Genomic DNA, 17,778 nt, shown 5'->3' with positions numbered 1-17,778 from the left:
CGCATGTTTTCCTGAGCCCACGCCCTATACCTGCATGACAGTTCGTTTTGTTCGTCTGCGCATTGTCGGATTCAAAAGTTTTGCGGATCCGGTAACGGTGGAAATTCTGCCTGGGCTAACAGGCATTGTGGGCCCCAATGGGTGCGGCAAATCCAATGTGGTGGAAGCCCTGCGCTGGGTGATGGGTGAATCTTCCGCTCGCTCCCTCCGCGGGGGGGAAATGGATGATCTTATTTTTGCAGGCACCACAGGCCGCCCTGCCCGATCTCTTGCTGAAGTCACTGTCACACTTGAAGGCACCAAGGGTTTTGGCCCCGCTGCTTTTGCTGATCTGGATGAGCTGCAAATTACCCGCCGGGCAGAACGCGGGTCTGGCAGCGATTATCGCATAAATGGCCGCTCCGTACGTGCGCGAGATGTGCAAACTCTGTTTGCAGATCTGGCATCTGGCGCACGGTCTTCCGCCATGGTCAGCCAAGGCCGTGTGGCCATGCTGGTGGGCGCACGGCCAGAAGAACGCCGCACCATTTTGGAAGAAGCCGCAGGCATTACCGGCCTGCACGCCCGCCGGCATGAAGCGGAACTGAAGCTACGCGCCACAGAATCCAACCTGACACGTGCAGAAGACCGCCGCCAGCAACTGACAGACAGGCTGGATGGGCTGGCCGAACAATCTCGCGATGCCAGCCGTTACCGCGAGCTTTCTGCCGCTTTACGGGATGCCGAAGCGGAGCTGCTGGCCGTATTACATGCCCGTGCCCGGCTTGCTGTGGAACGCGCGATTGATACCGCCGCCCGCGCCCGCAAAGCCCTGACAGAACATGAGGAAGCTGCGGAAAGTGCCGTAGTTGCCGAGTTTGAAGCCAACAAGGTTTTACCAGGAGCCAGAGAAAAGGCAGATGCCGCCCGCACTGCGCTGGAACGGTGCCGCGTGCTGGCCGAAGGCGTTGCGCGTGAAGAAGAACGCGCTGCCACACAGGCACAAGATGCCGCCGAACGCCTGAAACAACATGAAGCAGATGCCAAGGCTGCAAAAACCCGGCTGGATGACGCCACAGCAACGCTTGAACGCCTGAAGGCCGAAAAAGCAGAAACAGAAGCTGCCATTACCTCACTCCCCACGCGCACAGCCCTGGCAGAAGCCAAGCAGCAAGCGTTGACGGAAGAACTGGCAAAAACGGAACAGACTCTTGGCCAGTTGACCGCAGACCTGAATACAGCCCGCGCTGCTCATGAACGTGCGGCTGAAAATCTGGCCGCAGCACAAAACCATCATACACGCATTGCCGCAGCCTACACAGCATTACAGGCAGAACTGGCATCTCTGGAGCAACAGCTTCCGGTGTCTGAAACTATTCAGGCGACAGAAAAAGCTGTTGAAAAAGCCCAGACAACTTTCCAGAACGCCAAAACCACACTGGATGCGGCAGAACGCACGCGGTCTGAATGCAATGTAGCGCTTTCTGTTGCGCGCAATAACGCACAGGCTGCGGAACAAGCACTTACGGAACTCCGCCGCACGTTAGAACAAGCGCGTTCTCGGCTGGCTTCCCTCAAGGCTGATCTGGCCCAGGCTGAAAAACGCCATGCTGATACGCTAAGCGCTTTGGTTGATGAAAGCATCAGGCTTCAACTCAAGCAGGAAACCGATGCCGCCGCACAAGCCGTGCAGGCTGCCCGTGAAGCACTGGAAAAGGCTGAAACAGAGCGGCTAAACACCAATACAGCCCTTACAGATGCCAGCCGCGCGGCGCAGGAGGCCGAAGCCCAGCGCCGTAATACAGAAAACAGCCTGCGGGCTGCCGAATCCTCTCTCAAACGCGCAACGCAGGAGGCCCAGACCTTTACGCAGGCGCTGGAAAAAACACAGGCAGAAGCACCGCCCGAAGATGCGCTAAAGCAAGCGCGAGCACAGCGCACCACGCAAGAACAGGCCTTGCAAAAAGTTGTGCAGGCGCTGGAAACAACCGAACGCAACCTGCAACACCATCGGCAGGAACAAACACAAACCCAGCAGACGCTCACCACTTTGCAAACCGAGCTGACGCGCCTGCGTGCTCAGGCAGAAGGGCTGGCGGAAGCTCTGGGGAATGAAAAAGAAGCCTCGGCTGAACCAATATCAGCTCAGATCACTGTTCCCGAAGAATATGAGGTCGCGCTGGCCGTAGCACTCACAGACGGATTGGATGCGCCTGCGGCTGATAACGCCCCACGCGGCTGGCATTTACTGAAAGATACTTCTACCGTTCCTCTACCCGGCAAAGCTGTTGCCCTTAAATCCGTTATCACCGCACCGCCAGAACTGAACAGAGTGCTAGCATATACTGGTGTTGTGCCCGATGGCACAGATGGCACAGCCTTGCAGGCGCAGCTTCTGCCGGGCCAATGCCTGGTGTCTCGCGCCGGGGATTTATGGCGGTGGGATGGTTTTTACACCCGTGCGGGAGAGCCTGATGCCTCTGCTCGCCGTCTGGCCCAACGCCGTATTCTGCGTGAAACCTCGGCCCGCATTGCAGAAATGGAACAGCACGTTCCGCAAGCCGAAGAAAAAGCCGCAATTGCCCGTGCTAACGTGCAGGCTGGAGAAAAGCTGGCGCAGGAACAACGTATAGAACGCGGCAAGCTGGAACAAAGCTTGCAAAAGGCCCGTACGCAGGAATCCGAGCTGGAACGCCAGCATACATCTTTCCGCGCACGGTTAGATGCGTTGCGCCCCCAACAGGAACGTGCACTTGCCGCCAAGGCTGAAGCCGAAGCTGCTTTGGCAAGCGCCACAGCAGCGCAACAGGCACTGCCCCCATTGCAAAGCTTTCAGCAAGCCCTTTCCACCGCACGGGCACAGCATACAGCCGCACAGAAGGCCGAGCAGGACTGCCGCACAGCCCTTAAACTGGCGGAACAGACCTTTCAGCGTGTGCAGCACAAACAGACTCAAACCGAAAACCAGCACACAGCCGCCACCACTCGGTTGGAAACACTTGCCCCAGAACGCCAACGCCTCAAACAAAATCTGGATGTGGAAGCAGCAACTGTTCTTGAACTGGAACAACGGCTGACAGCTGCGCAAACAGAAAATGCCACAGCCGCAGCCTTGCAAGACGCTCAAAACAATCTGGAACAGGCACAACTGGCTTTTCAAACGGCTACGTCTGCCTTTATCCAGGCCGAACAGGCTGTGCAAACCACCACTCAGCAGCAGCAGAAAATGCAGGAACAGGCCCTTGCCCTGCGTAGCAGAATTGCCGCCCTGACCCCTCGGCTTGAAGAACTCCAGCATGAGCAGCAGGATGCCCAAGACAAGCTCATATCTGCAACACAGGCCGAGGCTCAAACAGCCGCAGACATGCCACAAGATGCAGAGAACACACTTGCCCAACTGCACACGCAGCGTGCTGCTCTTACCACTCAGCTAGAAGCAACGCGTGAACTGCGCGCCACACTTCTGGCCGAAGCCACAACGCTGGAAGCACGCCTGACATCTCTTGTGGCTGCAGAAGAAGAATGGCGCCAACGCGCCGCAACAGCCCACACAGAGGCCGAAAATGCGGCGCAACGCGTCAAAACGGCACAGAGTGATCACAGTAAGGTTTCAGAACTTCCGGCTGAGGCGCAACGCCAGAAACAGCAAACCCTTTCAGCCTTGGAAGATGCAGAAGAAGCCTACGCACAGGCCGATAAAATACGTGCTGAAGCCGAATCAGCCTTAAATGCCGCCAATGAACAGCGCCGCCGCACAGAAGCCGAACTGAATACAGCACGTGAAAACCTGCTGAAAGCCGATGCCAAAAGTGAGCAGGCACAGGCCATTCTGGACCAACTTCTGGCGGATACACCCACTCCGCCGCGTCAGCCCACGGGGGATCTGACAGAATCTGCAGAAAACGCCCTCCGCCGCAAAATATCCCGTCTGACGCGGGAGCGTGAAGATATGGGGCCTGTTAACCTGCGCGCAGAAATTGAGGCTGAGGAAGCTTCTACCCAAGCGCGTACACTGGCAGATGAAATTTCTGACCTGGAAGCCGCCATCAGCCGTCTGCGTGGCTCTATTGGCACACTCAACAAAGAAGGGCGTGAACGGCTGATGGCTGTGTTCACGCAGGTGGACCACCACTTCCAGTCTTTGTTTACCCGTATGTTTGGGGGTGGACGTGCCCATCTGGGCCTTGTTGGGAGTGATGACCCGCTGGAAGCCGGGTTAGAAATTTACGCACAACCTCCCGGTAAAAAGCTTGCAACCCTTTCTCTTCTTTCAGGAGGTGAACAAGCTTTAACCGCATTGTCATTGATTTTTGCTGTTTTCCGCTGTAATCCTGCTCCTGTATGCGTCCTTGATGAAGTGGACGCACCGCTGGATGATGCCAATGTAGGCCGCTTTAGTGCTCTACTTGGTGATATGGTAACCGAAGCGGGAACCCGTTTTCTGGTAGTCACCCACCACCAGTTAACTATGGCCCATATGGACCACCTGTTTGGCGTAACCATGCAGGAGCGAGGCGTAAGCCGCGTGCTTTCAGTTGATTTGGCACGAGCGGCTTCCATGGCTGGCCAGAATGATAAGGAAGAACCGAATGTCGCACCCTGAAAAGGCGGCTGACATCTCTGTAAAACAAAGTGGCAAATCCTCTTCTGGTTGCCTTAAAAAAATCGCACTGGCTGTGGGCCTGTGCGTGGCCGTGGGCACAACACTGGTTGTGCAGCACTCCAAGGCCTATGGCATTATGGCACGCATCCACCATGGGTTGATTGTGTGCACACCGGGCACAGGGCTTGTCACTACGCCGGTTTCAGCATCATCCCCGCATGAGGGTGTGCCCTCCATGTTGCGGTTGGAGCTGGCCAGCGGGCCAGATGGTCGGATTATGGTGGAACCCGGCTCTAATGAGCTGGGGGGCGTTTTGGCCTCTGCCCACCGGTCTAATACCCTGTTAATGCTGGATATGAACACCACCAACGCGGATGAGGTGGTCAAGCTGGTGCGCAAAACCCGGATGCGGGACAGGGTTATTCTGGTGCCTTCAGACCATAAAGACACAGAAACCGTTTTGCATGCGGATTCCAAAATTATGGTGGCCATTCCCGTAAATTCAGAGCGTGATGCCTATGCCGCGCATAAACTGGCGGGCCGCCACCCCTATGCAGCCTATATTTCCCCTTCTGCAACACCGCATTTGTTTGCACTGACACACCGTGATGCTGAAGCCATTATTACGGATAACCCAGGCTCCCCCCAAGGCTCTACCAGCGAGTTTCTGGCTGAACGCCCTGTGGATATCATGATTACCCAACAACCCACGCAACTCGCCGATACAACCACCAATAAAAGCTGATTGTAAAAAAGGCTTCCTCCCACCCTCATAAGGAACATGGGAAGAAGCCGAAAAAAAGAGGTGGAAATCCACCCCTTTTTTTATGATGGGAGCATGGTGCCCGTATCAATAAACCGCTGATGCCAAGACAGAGCTTCCGTCAGCAGATGCGGTGTGTGCTTACCAAAGGAATTTTTAAGCGCACGATCAAAATAATCCTGCAACATCGGCCGGTAATCCGGATGCGCACATTTGGAAATAATTTCACGCGCACGTTGCACCGGTGAAAGCCCACGCAGATCCGCCAGCCCCTGCTCGGTTACAAAAATCTGCGCATCCTGCATGATGTGGTCCACATGCGCAGCCATCGGCACAATGGCTGAAATCTTGCCACCTTTGGCTGTGGAGGGAGACAGGAAGATGGACAGGTAGGAACTCCGGGCAAAATCACCCGATCCCCCAATACCATTCATCATCTTGGAGCCCATCACGCGGGTGGAGTTTACGTTGCCGTAAATATCCGCCTCAATCATGCCGTTCATGGCAATACACCCTAAACGGCGGATAATGCCGGGACTGTTGCTGACATCCTGCTGGCGCAGAATGATCTTGCTCCGGAAGAAATCCATCCGGTTATTGATTTCTTCCGCAGCTTCCGGGCTCAGCGAGAAAGACGTGGCAGAGGCAATACGCATACGGCCAGAATCCAGCATGGCCAGCATGCCATCCTGAATCACCTCACTATAGCCCACCAGATTTTCAAATGGGCCTTCCTTCAGCCCTTCCAGCACGGCGTTGGCCACATTGCCCACACCAGACTGGAGCGGCAGAAGTGAGGGCGGCAAACGGTTCTGTTTGACTTCATGCCCAAAGAAATCAAGCAAATAGCCCGCAATAGCTTTTGCTGTTTCATCCGGCGCGGCAAACGGGGCATTTCTATCCCGGTCATTCGTGCGTACAATGGCAGCAATCTTGTCCGGGTTCACCCGTAAAACCGGGCCACCCACGCGCTGATCTGCCCGTACAATCGGCACAATATCACGCGTAGGCACGCCACTTACGTTGCCATCCCAGATATCATGGATGCCTTCCAGCATCGGATTCTGCCATTCATTTACCTCGATAATGACCTTTTCGGCCAGATTGAGGAATGTCTGGGAATTGCCGACAGAAGATGTGGGCACAATGCCGCCATCTTCCGTAATGGCTGTGGCTTCCACCAGCGCAATATTGAACTTGCCGTAATTGCCCTGCACGGCACGGCCAGCCACCTGCCCCAGATGGTTATCAAAATATTCCGTTTCACCCGCATTAATACGGTTGCGCATGGTGGCATCCGTATTGAATGGCGAGCGGAAATACACCCCGTTGGCCTTGGCCAGCTCACCATCCAGCTGAGGGCCCGTGGATGCGCCCGTAATCAGGCTGATCTGGTATTTTTCGCCCCGATCATGCGCAGCTTCCATCCGCTGGGCCAGCGCCTTGGGTACTTCCTTGGGGTAACCTGCCCCGGTAAAACCGCTGGTCCCCACCACGTCTCCGTGCTTGATCAACTCGGATGCGGTTTCTGCCGGACATACTTTACTGCGCAGCGCGACGTTCCGAATGCGCTCTGTCATGAGAGGGCTTCCTGTTCTTTTTCAAACTGTTCCGAATTTCCGAAAGCACACACCACCAAGCAAACACGGCGGCAACAGTGTAAGGCTGTTCCAACGCATTTTTCTCTCTGTGGCATGTTGTCCTTCCGTTTCAGGCTGTTTTTCAAAAACCCGATTGCCCGTATAACGTAAGCGCAAACACATCGTGCTGGCGCGTCACATACTTGTGCACGATCAGGAGGAAAGTGAAAAAAAACTTGCCCTTCCAGTTCCTGTTTGATCTCGGAAAGCCTACATGGAAGTAAGGAAATAACGGATTAAAACACCATGTTTGAACAGCTTCCCCCTGACGGAAACGTGAAAAATGCAATGCGAAACGGACTCCGCATTGTGGGGGACGTGCATGGAGATCTGGACGCTTTCCGCCACGCCGTGGCCACGGACCGCTTTGTTATACAGCTGGGGGACTTGGTAGATTACGGCCCAGACAGCGCAGGCGTTTTGCGGCTGATGTTGCAAGTGATGCATGAAAAGCGTGGCCTGTTTTTAATTGGCAATCATGATCGCAAGCTGGGGCGCGCCCTTATGGGCAAACGTTTACGCTCCACCCCACATCTGGAAGAAACACTGGCGCAACTTTACCAGCCAGAAAATGCAGATGTACTGCAAACCCTTCTGCCCGTGCTGGAAAGCGCACCCGCATGGCTGGTTATGGGCCAGACCATTTTTGTGCATGGCGCATTTGACCCACGCATGCTGATGGAACCCCCACCGCCGCCACTGGGCCGTGTGACCTATCTGCTTTCACGCGCATTGTTTGGGGAAACCACAAACCGTATGCAGCCAGATGGATACCCGGAACGTACACTCAACTGGGTAAACACCATTCCCGCCGGTTACACTATCTATTGTGGGCATGATCAGCGCTCCACCAATGGCTGCCCGCTTGCCATTCCCGGGCGTTCTGGTGGGCAGGCCGTTTTTGTAGATACAGGCGCTGGCAAAGGGGGACATCTGGCATGGCTGGACCTGCCCCCTCCTTTTGTGGAAAAAGCCTGATTAAACCCTACCAACCACAGCGCCCCTTGCAGGCGCTGATGCCTATTGTGACAGAACCGGAACAGCATGACCGTGACAGACGACCAGCCCATCTCCCCCACTCAGGCCCTTCAGGACCTGCGCTGTAGTATTGATAATATCGATTCTGCCCTGGTTTCCATGCTGGCGGAACGTTTCCGCTGCACCAAGGCTGTAGGTGCACTTAAAGCACGCTACAACATGCCCCCAGCAGACCCTGCACGTGAGGCTCAGCAGATTGCCCGCCTGCGTAAACTGGCAGAAGACGCACATCTGGACCCGGATTTTGCTGAAAAGTTCCTGAACTTCATTATCCATGAAGTGATCCGCCACCATGAAGCCATAGCCCGGCACACAGCCGAAGCCCCCAAAGCATAAGCCCCACGCATGCGCCGCCTTGTTCTGCTTCGCCACGCTGAAGCCGCTTCCGCCCCTTTGGGAAATTTCAGCGTTGATGCTGACATGAATCGCCCACTTACGCCCGCAGGGCAAGAGGCGGCACAGCGCTGTGGGCACTGGCTGGCAGCGCACGGCATTGTGCCCGATACCATTTTATGTAGCCCGGCAGTGCGCACACGGCAGACTCTGGCAGGCGTTGTGGCGGCACTGGCATGCCCCCTTCCCACGCCCGAATATTGTGCAGATATTTACGACGCCACGCCTGAAGCTTTGTTGGCACAAATTCAGCGCGTTCCCGATTCAGCCCACACAGTGCTGATGGTGGGGCATAACCCCGGTATTTCCTTGCTGGCGCATCAGTTAGACATGCAGGCCAGTGCGCTGGATCAGGGATTCGCTCCAGCCTCTGTTGCTGTTTTTGAAATGTACGGTAGCGAAACGTTGCCAGATATAACACGCTGGCAAATGTGCGATGCCCAAAGCATGCATTTGCACACATTCGCGCGACCCTAAACCCAAAAAACTGTGGTTTTCCAAGCATACTCCTTTCCGATAACGCTTCGTTTATCGCTGGCAACCTTCCGGTTTCCTTTTGAATGAGTGACAAAGTGCGACGAGCAGGCCGCAGCAGCGACCGTGGCCCAACCATGCAGAAGGAAACACTAATGAGCGCGTCGCAGAAAGAAGGTAAGCTATCTACCGCTACCATTTCGGTTGATGGAAAATCCGCCGAAATGCCTGTGCTTTCAGGCACTCTGGGACCGGATGTTATCGACATCCGCAAACTTCCGGCGCAACTGGGCGTTTTCACGTTTGACCCAGGTTACGGGGAAACAGCGGCCTGCAACAGCAAAATCACCTTTATTGATGGTGATAAAGGCGTTCTGCTGCACCGTGGTTACCCTATTGCGCAGCTGGCCGAAAATGCTTCCTACGAAGAAGTTATTTATCTGCTTTTGAATGGCGAACTGCCCAACAAGGCGCAGTACGACACCTTCACCAATACCCTTACAAACCATACGCTGCTGCACGAGCAGATCCGTAACTTCTTTAACGGCTTCCGGCGTGATGCCCATCCCATGGCCATTCTGTGTGGTACGGTTGGGGCTTTGTCTGCCTTCTACCCAGATGCCAACGATATTGCCATTCCCGCCAATCGGGATCTGGCAGCCATGCGGCTGATTGCCAAAATCCCAACCATTGCGGCATGGGCTTACAAATACACGCAGGGTGAAGCCTTTATCTACCCGCGGAATGATCTGAACTACGCAGAAAACTTCCTGTCCATGATGTTCGCGCGCATGTCCGAACCTTACAAGGTCAACCCTGTTCTGGCCCGCGCCATGAACCGGATTCTGATTCTGCATGCCGATCATGAGCAGAATGCCTCTACCTCCACCGTACGTCTGGCTGGTTCTACAGGGGCCAATCAGTTTGCCTGTATTGCTGCGGGCATTGCCGCTCTGTGGGGACCTGCACATGGTGGCGCAAACGAAGCTGTGCTGAAAATGCTGGCCCGTATTGGCAAGAAAGAAAATATTCCTGCCTTTATCGCACAGGTGAAGGACAAGAACAGCGGCGTAAAGCTGATGGGCTTTGGCCACCGCGTTTACAAGAACTTCGACCCTCGTGCGAAGATCATGCAGCAGACCTGCCACGAAGTGCTGACAGAACTTGGCATTAAGGATGATCCGCTGTTGGATCTGGCGGTTGAGCTGGAAAAGATTGCTCTGAGCGATGATTACTTCGTGCAGCGCAAACTTTACCCGAATGTGGATTTCTACTCTGGCATCATTCTCAAGGCCATGGGCATCCCCACCAGCATGTTTACTGTGCTGTTTGCCGTAGCCCGCACCACCGGCTGGGTGAGCCAGTGGAAGGAAATGATTGAAGAACCGGGCCAGCGTATCAGCCGCCCTCGCCAGCTTTATATTGGCGCACCGCAGCGTGACTATGTGCCGCTTGCCAAACGCTAAAACAGACTAACCCCCAAAAGCCGACTTTCCTTACGGGAAGTCGGCTTTTTGTTTGCACGCTCTTTCCAAAAAAATAGGGCGGCAGAGCGAATAAACGCTACCTAGCCTTCAAGCATAAAAAAACGCATGCCCATTGCCGGAACATGCGTTTGATAACGTTGAACGATCCGTTAAGTGCCTAGTTGCAATCACACCCTTTGGTTGGGCCGGAATCCATACGGACAACGTGATGATCAATCCATTCGGAAACAAGGCGCCGCGCCTCATTCACAGAAGATTCGGGATGATGAATACGGTACAGGGTTGTGCAGGCATTAAACGCCGTAACATCTGCTGTCCCAACTTCGCGCAGTTCCTTGTAAGCCGTTATAACGGCCCGCTCACACTTGCGCGCAATACGATTAGCTTCGGCGGCCACGGCATGTTCCTTAACTGATAATCAATCTTAACTAGCGTTGATTAAACGCTACATCCGGCCTGTGCGCAAGGTGGAAAAAGCAATTCCCAGACTTTTGCACATCACAAGTTTTTCACTCTTATGCCATTTACACATCAATACAGGATGTATTTGCAGGAAAACCCTTCCATCAGGCATGGATTTTCCACGCTTGCGGCGTTATTCCAAACATATATGCACAACCGTTAAATTTAAGGATATGCGCACATGACATCACCCTCAGGCGTGGCCTCTGCCCACCCAGCCGAGACCAGTGACTGGGACCGCGACGCGGCCTTGACCACCGCACGCCTGCTGCTGGAAATCAAGGCCGTGAATTTCCGCCCAGAAGATCCCTATACCCTGACCTCTGGCTGGAAATCCCCCGTCTATATTGATTGCCGCCGCATTATCTTTTTCCCCCGTGCCCGCGCCAAAATTATGGAACTGGGCGTGGAAAAAATTGGTCGCCACGTGGGGTATGAAAGCCTGGATGCTGTGGTTGGGGGTGAAACTGCAGGTATTCCGTTTGCTGCATGGATGGCAGACCGCATGATGCTGCCCATGGCCTATGTGCGCAAAAAGCCCAAGGGGTTTGGCCGCAATGCCCAGATTGAAGGCGATGTGCCCGAAAACATGCGCACCCTGCTGGTAGAAGATCTGACCACAGATGGTGGCTCCAAAGTGCAGTTTGCCAACGCATTGCGTAATGCCGGGGCCATTATCAACCACGCGTTTGTGGTGTTCTACTACGGTGTTTTCCCCGGTGCACAGAACACTCTGGCGGAAATGAACGTATCCTTGCACGCGCTGTGCACATGGTGGGATGTGCTGGAAGCATGCTCCACACGGCCATACTTCTCAGAAGAAGCCGCATCAGAAGTGCGCCGTTTTCTGGAAGATCCCTGCGCTTGGTCCGCCCGCCATGGTGGCGTTGCCAGTCTGGAAGAAGCCGCAGCATTCAAGGCAGGTAAGGATAAATAAAGCGGTGCACACACATGGCCCTGCTTTTTTTGCTCCCCGGCATATTCTGGCGTTTGATTCCGGAATTGGGGGGTTAGGCATTGTCAGGGCCATTCAAACACTGGCACCAGAAGTTTGTATAGATTATCTGGCCGATACCGCCGTTTTTCCTTACGGCGAGCAGGACGATACATTCCTAATTGAACGAATCGTCTCTCTGCTTTCTCAAGCCATTACACGCCTGAAACCTCAAGCCGTGGTGGTTGCCTGCAATACGGCCAGCACATTGGCATTGGAGGCTTTGCGCGCGGCGTGGCCAAACATGCCTTTTGTAGGGTGTGTGCCTCCCATTCGTTGGGCTGCGCGTATCACCCAAACCAAAGTTATTGGGCTTTTGGCCACACGTGCCACAATACGGCGGCCCTATCTTTCCCGCCTGCATGCGCTTTACGCGCCAGAATGTACACTTATTGCCCATGCCGCACCGGGGCTGGCAAGCTGTGCAGAACTGGCTTTTCGGGGGCAAGATGTGCCGGATGCCGCTATTTTGCGTGAAATTGAAGGGTTGTTCATTCACCCGGATTCCAGCAGGCTGGATGTCGTGGGCCTTGGCTGCACGCATTATACCTTTGTGCTGGATCGCCTGCGCAGGCTCTCCCCCCCCAACCTGACGTGGCTGGACCCCGCACCCGCAGTCGCACGGCACACCTGTAACCTGCTGGCCAACCTGCCAGACAAGACCTACGCACAACCACGTGCATGGTTTACAGCGTTACCAGATGATCAGCCTTTGCTGATGCATCTCAGGCACTTTGGGTTTAGTGCCGCCACCTTGTGGGAAAATATGGATCAGTTGGAAGCCAGCCATTACCAGATGTAATGGCCAGCCCCCAATATGCAGCCGCCTTAACGCTCGCGGCTTGCAGAATAACTGGCTGTTTCCAGCAACAGATTTTTGAGTGTGCTTTCTGGAAACATGGAAAGATTTTCACGCGCCTTGGCAGCGTAATCTTCCGCACATTTCAGGGTAATCCCTATGGCATTGGTTGCTGCAATACGGTCCAACGCAGCTTCCAGATCTCCGGGGTGCTGATCACACTCCTCAATCACCCGCCGCCAGAAAACACGGTCTTCCTCATTTCCGGCATCATAGGCAGCCAGAACTGGCAGAGTGACTTTTCCTTCGCGGAAATCATCCCCCACTTCCTTGCCTAATGTGGCCTGATCTGCAGCATAATCCAGCGCATCATCCACAATCTGGAAAGCCATACCCAAGTTGGCACCATACAAACGCAAGGCCTCGCGCTGTTCTGGTGTGGCCTCACCAATAACGGCGCCAGATTCGCACGCAGCCGCAAAAAGCGCAGCGGTTTTGCCGTAAATAACCTGCAGATACTGATCCACCGATGTGGAAAGATCATTCTGCGTGGTCATCTGCATAACCTCACCTTCTGCCAGCGTGGCAGAGGCAGCAGACAGAATGGCCATAACTCCCAGAGAAGCATCTGCTGTCAGAATCTGGAAAGACCGCGCAAACAGGAAATCCCCCACCAGCACAGAGGCCTTGTTGCCAAAAATGGCATTGGCACTTGCCAGCCCGCGCCGGAGCTGGCTGTCATCCACCACATCATCATGCAGCAGCGTGGCTGTGTGAATGAACTCTACACATGCAGCAATTTCCACATGCCGCATGCGCCCATCCTGATTGTTGTAGCCGCACATTCTGGCCGCAGCCAGCGTGAGCAAGGGCCGCAGCCGCTTACCACCCGCCGCAACCAGATGGGCCGCAAGCTGCGGTATAAGCGCCACGGGGCTTTGCATACGGTCTACAATGACCTGATTGCAGGCAAGCATGTCCGACGCAAGATAATCGGCCAGCGCTTTCAGGCCTGCTTCTCCTGGTTTACTCACTGAAACTCCAGATCCATCCTGGCTTGTGGTTCTGCCTGTTTCTGACAGACTGATTGCAACACCCAAACGTTTTATCCCCCAGCCATGGGATGAGTTGACGTTCTTCTATATGCGAGGCACCTGAAAAACGGTCAAGCGCCTACGAATTCAAGCCAGCCAGACACATAGCTCCCATCGGAAACCATGCCAGCTCGTTTTGCCATTACTCCCGGAACGCTTTTGCGTGGCCGTATCTCCTATAGCCAGTTTCTGCAAGGCTACCGCACAGGGCTGGAACCTGTGCTTATGGCCGCTGCTGTACCTGCCCGCACAGGCCAACATGTGCTGGAAATTGGCTGTGGCGCTGGGGCCGGGCTGCTTTGCCTGCTTTACCGCATTCCTACCCTTCATGGCACAGGCGTGGAAAAAGAAAGCGATACAGCAGCCCTTGCCCAACAAAACGTAGCAGCTAACCCGCAGCAGAATATCAGGATTCTGAACGCAACATTTCCCGATGTTTTTATGGCGGACACTGCGCAGCCGGAACAAACATTTGACCATTGCATGGCGAATCCACCATGGCATGCCCCGGCAGGCACGGCCTCGGCCCATCCCCGGCGTGATCTGGCCCGACGTATGGGCGCAGACACCCTGCCCACATGGATTGAAGGTGCAGCCCGAATCCTACGCCATAAAGGCAGCATTACGCTTGCCCTGCCCGCCGCCTTGGCAGATCAAGCCATTTTCTGCCTCTGCAAGGCTGGGTTTGGAGGCGTTACGCTGTATCCCTTCTGGCCAAAGGCCGGGCGAGAATCGCGCATTGTGTTGGTGCAGGCCCGCAAGGGCGTAAAAAGCCCTGCCCGTATTCTGGCAGGGCTGGTGCTGCATGAAGCAGACGGGGCCTTTACACCGGCTGCCCGCACAGTGCTGGAAGAAGGCGCCCCGTTGCCGGGGCTGTAACCTGCTTATTCGAATACAGAATTTTCGAAGGCTTCTTCCCACGTGCCGGATGTAGAGGCTCGGCTGTATTCCGTAGCGCGGTTTTCAAAGAAGTTGGTGTGCTCCACTGCGTTCAGCATATCATCCAGCCACGGCAGCGGGTTGGTTGTGGTGTTGTAAATCGGCTCCAACCCCAACTGGGTGAGACGACGGTCTGCAATAAAGTGGATATAGGTTTTTACCTGCTCCGCATCCAGCCCTTCTACAGCACCCATTTCAAAGGCCAGATCAATAAAGGCCTCTTCATGCTCCACAATGGTGCGGCAGATATCTGTCAGTTCCGTACGGAGCTGCTCTGTCCACAGTTCCGGGTTTTCCTGAATGAACACGCGGAACAATCGGATAATGGAGAGGCAGTGCAGTGTTTCATCACGCACAGACCATGACACAATCTGCCCCATGCCCTTGAGCTTGTTGAAGCGTGGGAAGTTCAGCAGAATGGCAAAAGATGCAAAAAGCTGAAGCCCTTCCGTAAAGGCCCCAAAAGCTGCCAGCGTTTTGGCGATTTCATGCTTACTGTCCACCGTGAACGTCTGCATGTAATCGTACTTATCCTTCATTTCCTTATATTTAAGGAAAGCGGAATACTCGGTTTCGGGCATACCGAGTGTATCCAGAAGGTAGCTGTACGCGGCAATATGGATGGTTTCGATGTTGGAAAACGCCGAAAGCATCATCAGCACTTCCGTGGGTTTAAACACACGGCTGTAGTGCTTCATGTAGCAGTTGTTCACTTCCACATCAGACTGGGTGAAGAAGCGGAAAATCTGCGTTACAAGATGCTGCTCACCCTCGTTTAAAACGCGGTGCCAGTCTTTCACGTCATCAGCAAGTGGTACTTCTTCCGGCAGCCAGTGCAGGCGCTGCTGCGTCAGCCACGCATCATACGCCCACGGATAGCGGAACGGCTTGTAAACCGGGTTGGCTGTCAGCAGGTCAAACTTCTGTTCCTGCTGCGGCTCCTGACCAGACATATGCGCGCTCATGCTGCCCCCTTTTGACGGCAACACGCGGGAAGCCGTCATATTTCTTTTATAAACAAGTTGTTCGTGGCCAATGCTTACTGGCAGGCCAAGCATTCTTCGTAGTTATTCCCACTGGATGTGGGACCAGACTGCGCTTGGGATGAATCCACGTTCATCACATCATTTTTGGCCAGCACATTGCTCACTGTATCTGCACGCTGAATAGACAGGCTGCGGCAATAATACAGAGACTTCAGGCCCTTCTTCCACGCCATATAGTGGATCTGGTGCAAATCCCGCTTATGCACATCTGCTGGCAGGAACAGATTGACCGATTGCGCCTGACAGATAAACGGCTGGCGATCCGCCGCATGCTCCACTATCCAGCGCTGATCCAGTTCAAAGGCAGTTTTGAACACATCCTTTTCCTGCTGGGTCAGAAAGTCCAGATGTTGCACGCTGCCCTTGCTGGTGGTGATGGAAGACCACACCTCCGGCGTATCTTTCCCTTTTTCTGCCAGCAATTTCTGCAAGTGCCGGTTACGTACCGTAAAGGAACCGGAAAGCGTTTTCTGCAAGAACACATTGGCCGCTATCGGCTCAATACCCGGGCTGGCATTCCCAGCAATAATGGAAATGGATGCCGTGGGCGCAATGGCCATCTTGTTGGAAAAACGCTCCATAATACCGTATTCTTCAGCATCCGGGCACGGGCCGCGCAGTTCCGCCAGTTTGCGGGATGCCGCATCCGCCTGCTCACGAATATGCTTGAAAATCTTACGGTTCCAGACTTTTGCTACCACGCTTTCAAACGGCACGTTGCGGCTTTGCAGGAAGGTATGGAAGCCCATAACACCCAACCCGACAGAACGCTCCCGCATAGCCGCATATTTGGCACGGTGCATGTCTTCAGGCGCACGGTCGATAAAATCCTGCAACACGTTATCAAGGAACAGCATCACGTCCTCAATAAACTGCGGATTGTCTTTCCACTCATCCCACGTTTCCAGATTGAGGGAGGAAAGACAGCACACAGCCGTACGGGCCTTGCCGTGATGATCTATGCCGGTTGGCAGCGTAATTTCGGAACACAGGTTGGAGGTTTTGACTTCCAGCCCGGCCAGCTTGTGGTGTTCAGGCCGCGCATTGTTCACGTGGTCGGAATAAACAATGTAGGGTTCACCCTGTTCCATCCGCGCGGTGAGAATACGAATCCACAATGCGCGGGCGGAAATTTTACGGATAACGCTGCCATCCTTGGGGGAAACGAGCGCCCATTCATCATCACTTTCCACCGCCCGCATAAAGGCATCTGACACCAGCACGCCATGATGCAGGTTCAGCGCCTTACGGTTGGGGTCTCCCCCTGTTGGGCGACGCAGTTCGATAAATTCTTCAATTTCCGGGTGCCATACCGGCAGATACACCGCAGCAGACCCACGGCGCAAAGACCCCTGAGAAATAGCCAGCGTGAGGCTATCCATCACACGGATGAACGGAATAACGCCGGATGTTTTGCCGTTACGGCCAACATTTTCACCAATGGAGCGCAGATTGCCCCAGTAGGACCCAATGCCACCGCCCTTACTGGCCAGCCAGACGTTCTCGTTCCACAGGTCAACAATGCCCTTCAGGCTATCGCTGGCCTCGTTCAGAAAGCACGAAATGGGCAGCCCGCGTGATGTTCCGCCATTAGACAGAACAGGCGTTGCCGGCATGAACCAGTGCTTGCTGATGTAATCATAAATACGCTGGGCATGGGCCGCGTCTGCCCCGTAATAGGAAGCCACACGACCGAACAGATCCTGATACCCTTCATCCGGCAGCAGGTAGCGGTTATCCAGCGTGGCCTTACCAAAAGGTGTCAGCAACGCATCACGCGAACGGTCCACCCGCACCTGATGATGGCCGGGCAACTGCACCATATCTTCCATCTTTCCGGAATTGAACAGATCAGGCTCTCCAGCTTCAGCACCCCCGGACGAGGAACGACGAATGTCATTTTCCTGTACGTCAATCAGGGTCATGGCTGGGTTACTCCGCTCTTTTCTGCGTCAATTTCGGGGTCGGATGGGGAGGCTTGGCCTCCGCACCATATCTCGTGCTTGTGCGCCATCTTGCCCCCTATATCTAGTGAAATTTTGCACACAAAGCCAGAAAAAGGGGCTT

The 17,778-nt window shown here is 54.6% G+C and carries 14 protein-coding genes; 9 read left to right on the top strand and 5 right to left on the bottom strand.

The window, feature by feature from the left end:
• The first annotated feature begins 34 nt into the window (after positions 1-34).
• Both CSR02_RS11280 and CSR02_RS11275 read left to right on the top strand, forming a co-directional pair.
• Positions 35-4,582 (top strand): AAA family ATPase, encoded by a 4,548-nt coding sequence (locus tag CSR02_RS11280; RefSeq protein WP_099541679.1) that lies wholly within the window; start codon positions 35-37, stop codon positions 4,580-4,582.
• Positions 4,569-5,327, top strand: coding sequence for a hypothetical protein (locus CSR02_RS11275; protein WP_042786639.1), 759 nt, complete (start codon positions 4,569-4,571; stop codon positions 5,325-5,327). Before CSR02_RS11280 ends, CSR02_RS11275 begins: the two co-directional genes overlap by 14 nt.
• Positions 5,328-5,407: 80 nt before the next feature.
• On the opposite strand, the gene CSR02_RS11270 is transcribed toward CSR02_RS11275, so the two are convergent.
• The gene (locus tag CSR02_RS11270) at positions 5,408-6,925 is read right to left on the bottom strand and encodes an acetyl-CoA hydrolase/transferase family protein (protein ID WP_099541678.1); all 1,518 of its coding nucleotides are present in this window, start codon (positions 6,923-6,925) and stop codon (positions 5,408-5,410) included.
• Positions 6,926-7,231: 306 nt separating this feature from the next.
• Here CSR02_RS11270 and CSR02_RS11265 point away from each other — a divergent pair, with 306 nt between their 5' ends.
• From CSR02_RS11265 to gltA, 4 genes are all read left to right on the top strand, one after another.
• Positions 7,232-7,963, top strand: coding sequence for a metallophosphoesterase (locus CSR02_RS11265; RefSeq protein ID WP_042786641.1), 732 nt, complete (start codon positions 7,232-7,234; stop codon positions 7,961-7,963).
• Between the two features lie 66 nt (positions 7,964-8,029).
• Positions 8,030-8,359 (top strand): chorismate mutase, encoded by a 330-nt coding sequence (locus tag CSR02_RS11260; protein ID WP_042786642.1) that lies wholly within the window; start codon positions 8,030-8,032, stop codon positions 8,357-8,359.
• Positions 8,360-8,368: 9 nt separating this feature from the next.
• Positions 8,369-8,893, top strand: coding sequence for a SixA phosphatase family protein (locus tag CSR02_RS11255; RefSeq protein WP_099541677.1), 525 nt, complete (start codon positions 8,369-8,371; stop codon positions 8,891-8,893).
• 152 nt (positions 8,894-9,045) lie between these two features.
• Positions 9,046-10,356 (top strand): citrate synthase, encoded by a 1,311-nt coding sequence (gltA, locus tag CSR02_RS11250; protein WP_099541676.1) that lies wholly within the window; start codon positions 9,046-9,048, stop codon positions 10,354-10,356.
• 178 nt (positions 10,357-10,534) lie between these two features.
• On the opposite strand, the gene CSR02_RS11245 is transcribed toward gltA, so the two are convergent.
• Positions 10,535-10,774 (bottom strand): hypothetical protein, encoded by a 240-nt coding sequence (locus CSR02_RS11245; protein ID WP_042786645.1) that lies wholly within the window; start codon positions 10,772-10,774, stop codon positions 10,535-10,537.
• 246 nt (positions 10,775-11,020) lie between these two features.
• Between CSR02_RS11245 and CSR02_RS11240 the strand changes: the two genes are divergently transcribed.
• Both CSR02_RS11240 and CSR02_RS11235 read left to right on the top strand, forming a co-directional pair.
• A complete protein-coding gene (locus tag CSR02_RS11240) occupies positions 11,021-11,776 on the top strand; it encodes an orotate phosphoribosyltransferase (protein ID WP_042786647.1) in 756 nt (251 codons plus the stop codon).
• Positions 11,777-11,780: 4 nt separating this feature from the next.
• On the top strand, positions 11,781-12,635 hold the full coding sequence (locus CSR02_RS11235; RefSeq protein ID WP_244176954.1) for a glutamate racemase: 855 nt from the start codon (positions 11,781-11,783) through the stop codon (positions 12,633-12,635).
• 26 nt (positions 12,636-12,661) lie between these two features.
• Here the strand turns inward: CSR02_RS11235 and CSR02_RS11230 are convergent, their stop codons facing one another.
• Positions 12,662-13,732 carry a polyprenyl synthetase family protein gene (locus CSR02_RS11230; RefSeq protein WP_042786648.1) on the bottom strand — a complete coding sequence of 357 codons (1,071 nt, stop codon included), beginning with the start codon at positions 13,730-13,732 and terminating at the stop codon, positions 12,662-12,664.
• Positions 13,733-13,849: 117 nt separating this feature from the next.
• Here CSR02_RS11230 and CSR02_RS11225 point away from each other — a divergent pair, with 117 nt between their 5' ends.
• Complete coding sequence (locus CSR02_RS11225; protein WP_099541674.1) at positions 13,850-14,605, top strand: tRNA1(Val) (adenine(37)-N6)-methyltransferase; 756 nt, start codon at positions 13,850-13,852, stop codon at positions 14,603-14,605.
• A 5-nt stretch (positions 14,606-14,610) separates the two neighbouring features.
• Here CSR02_RS11225 and CSR02_RS11220 read toward each other — a convergent pair whose 3' ends face one another.
• Positions 14,611-15,630 (bottom strand): ribonucleotide-diphosphate reductase subunit beta, encoded by a 1,020-nt coding sequence (locus tag CSR02_RS11220; protein ID WP_042786650.1) that lies wholly within the window; start codon positions 15,628-15,630, stop codon positions 14,611-14,613.
• A gap of 74 nt (positions 15,631-15,704) precedes the next feature.
• Positions 15,705-17,636 carry a ribonucleoside-diphosphate reductase subunit alpha gene (locus CSR02_RS11215; protein ID WP_099541673.1) on the bottom strand — a complete coding sequence of 644 codons (1,932 nt, stop codon included), beginning with the start codon at positions 17,634-17,636 and terminating at the stop codon, positions 15,705-15,707.
• Positions 17,637-17,778: the final 142 nt, after the last annotated feature.

It is taken from the genome of Acetobacter pomorum, assembly GCF_002738225.1.
Classification (GTDB): domain Bacteria; phylum Pseudomonadota; class Alphaproteobacteria; order Acetobacterales; family Acetobacteraceae; genus Acetobacter; species Acetobacter pomorum.
The sequence above is the reverse complement of the archived record's forward strand: the minus strand, read 5'-3'. Positions and strand labels throughout refer to the sequence as shown.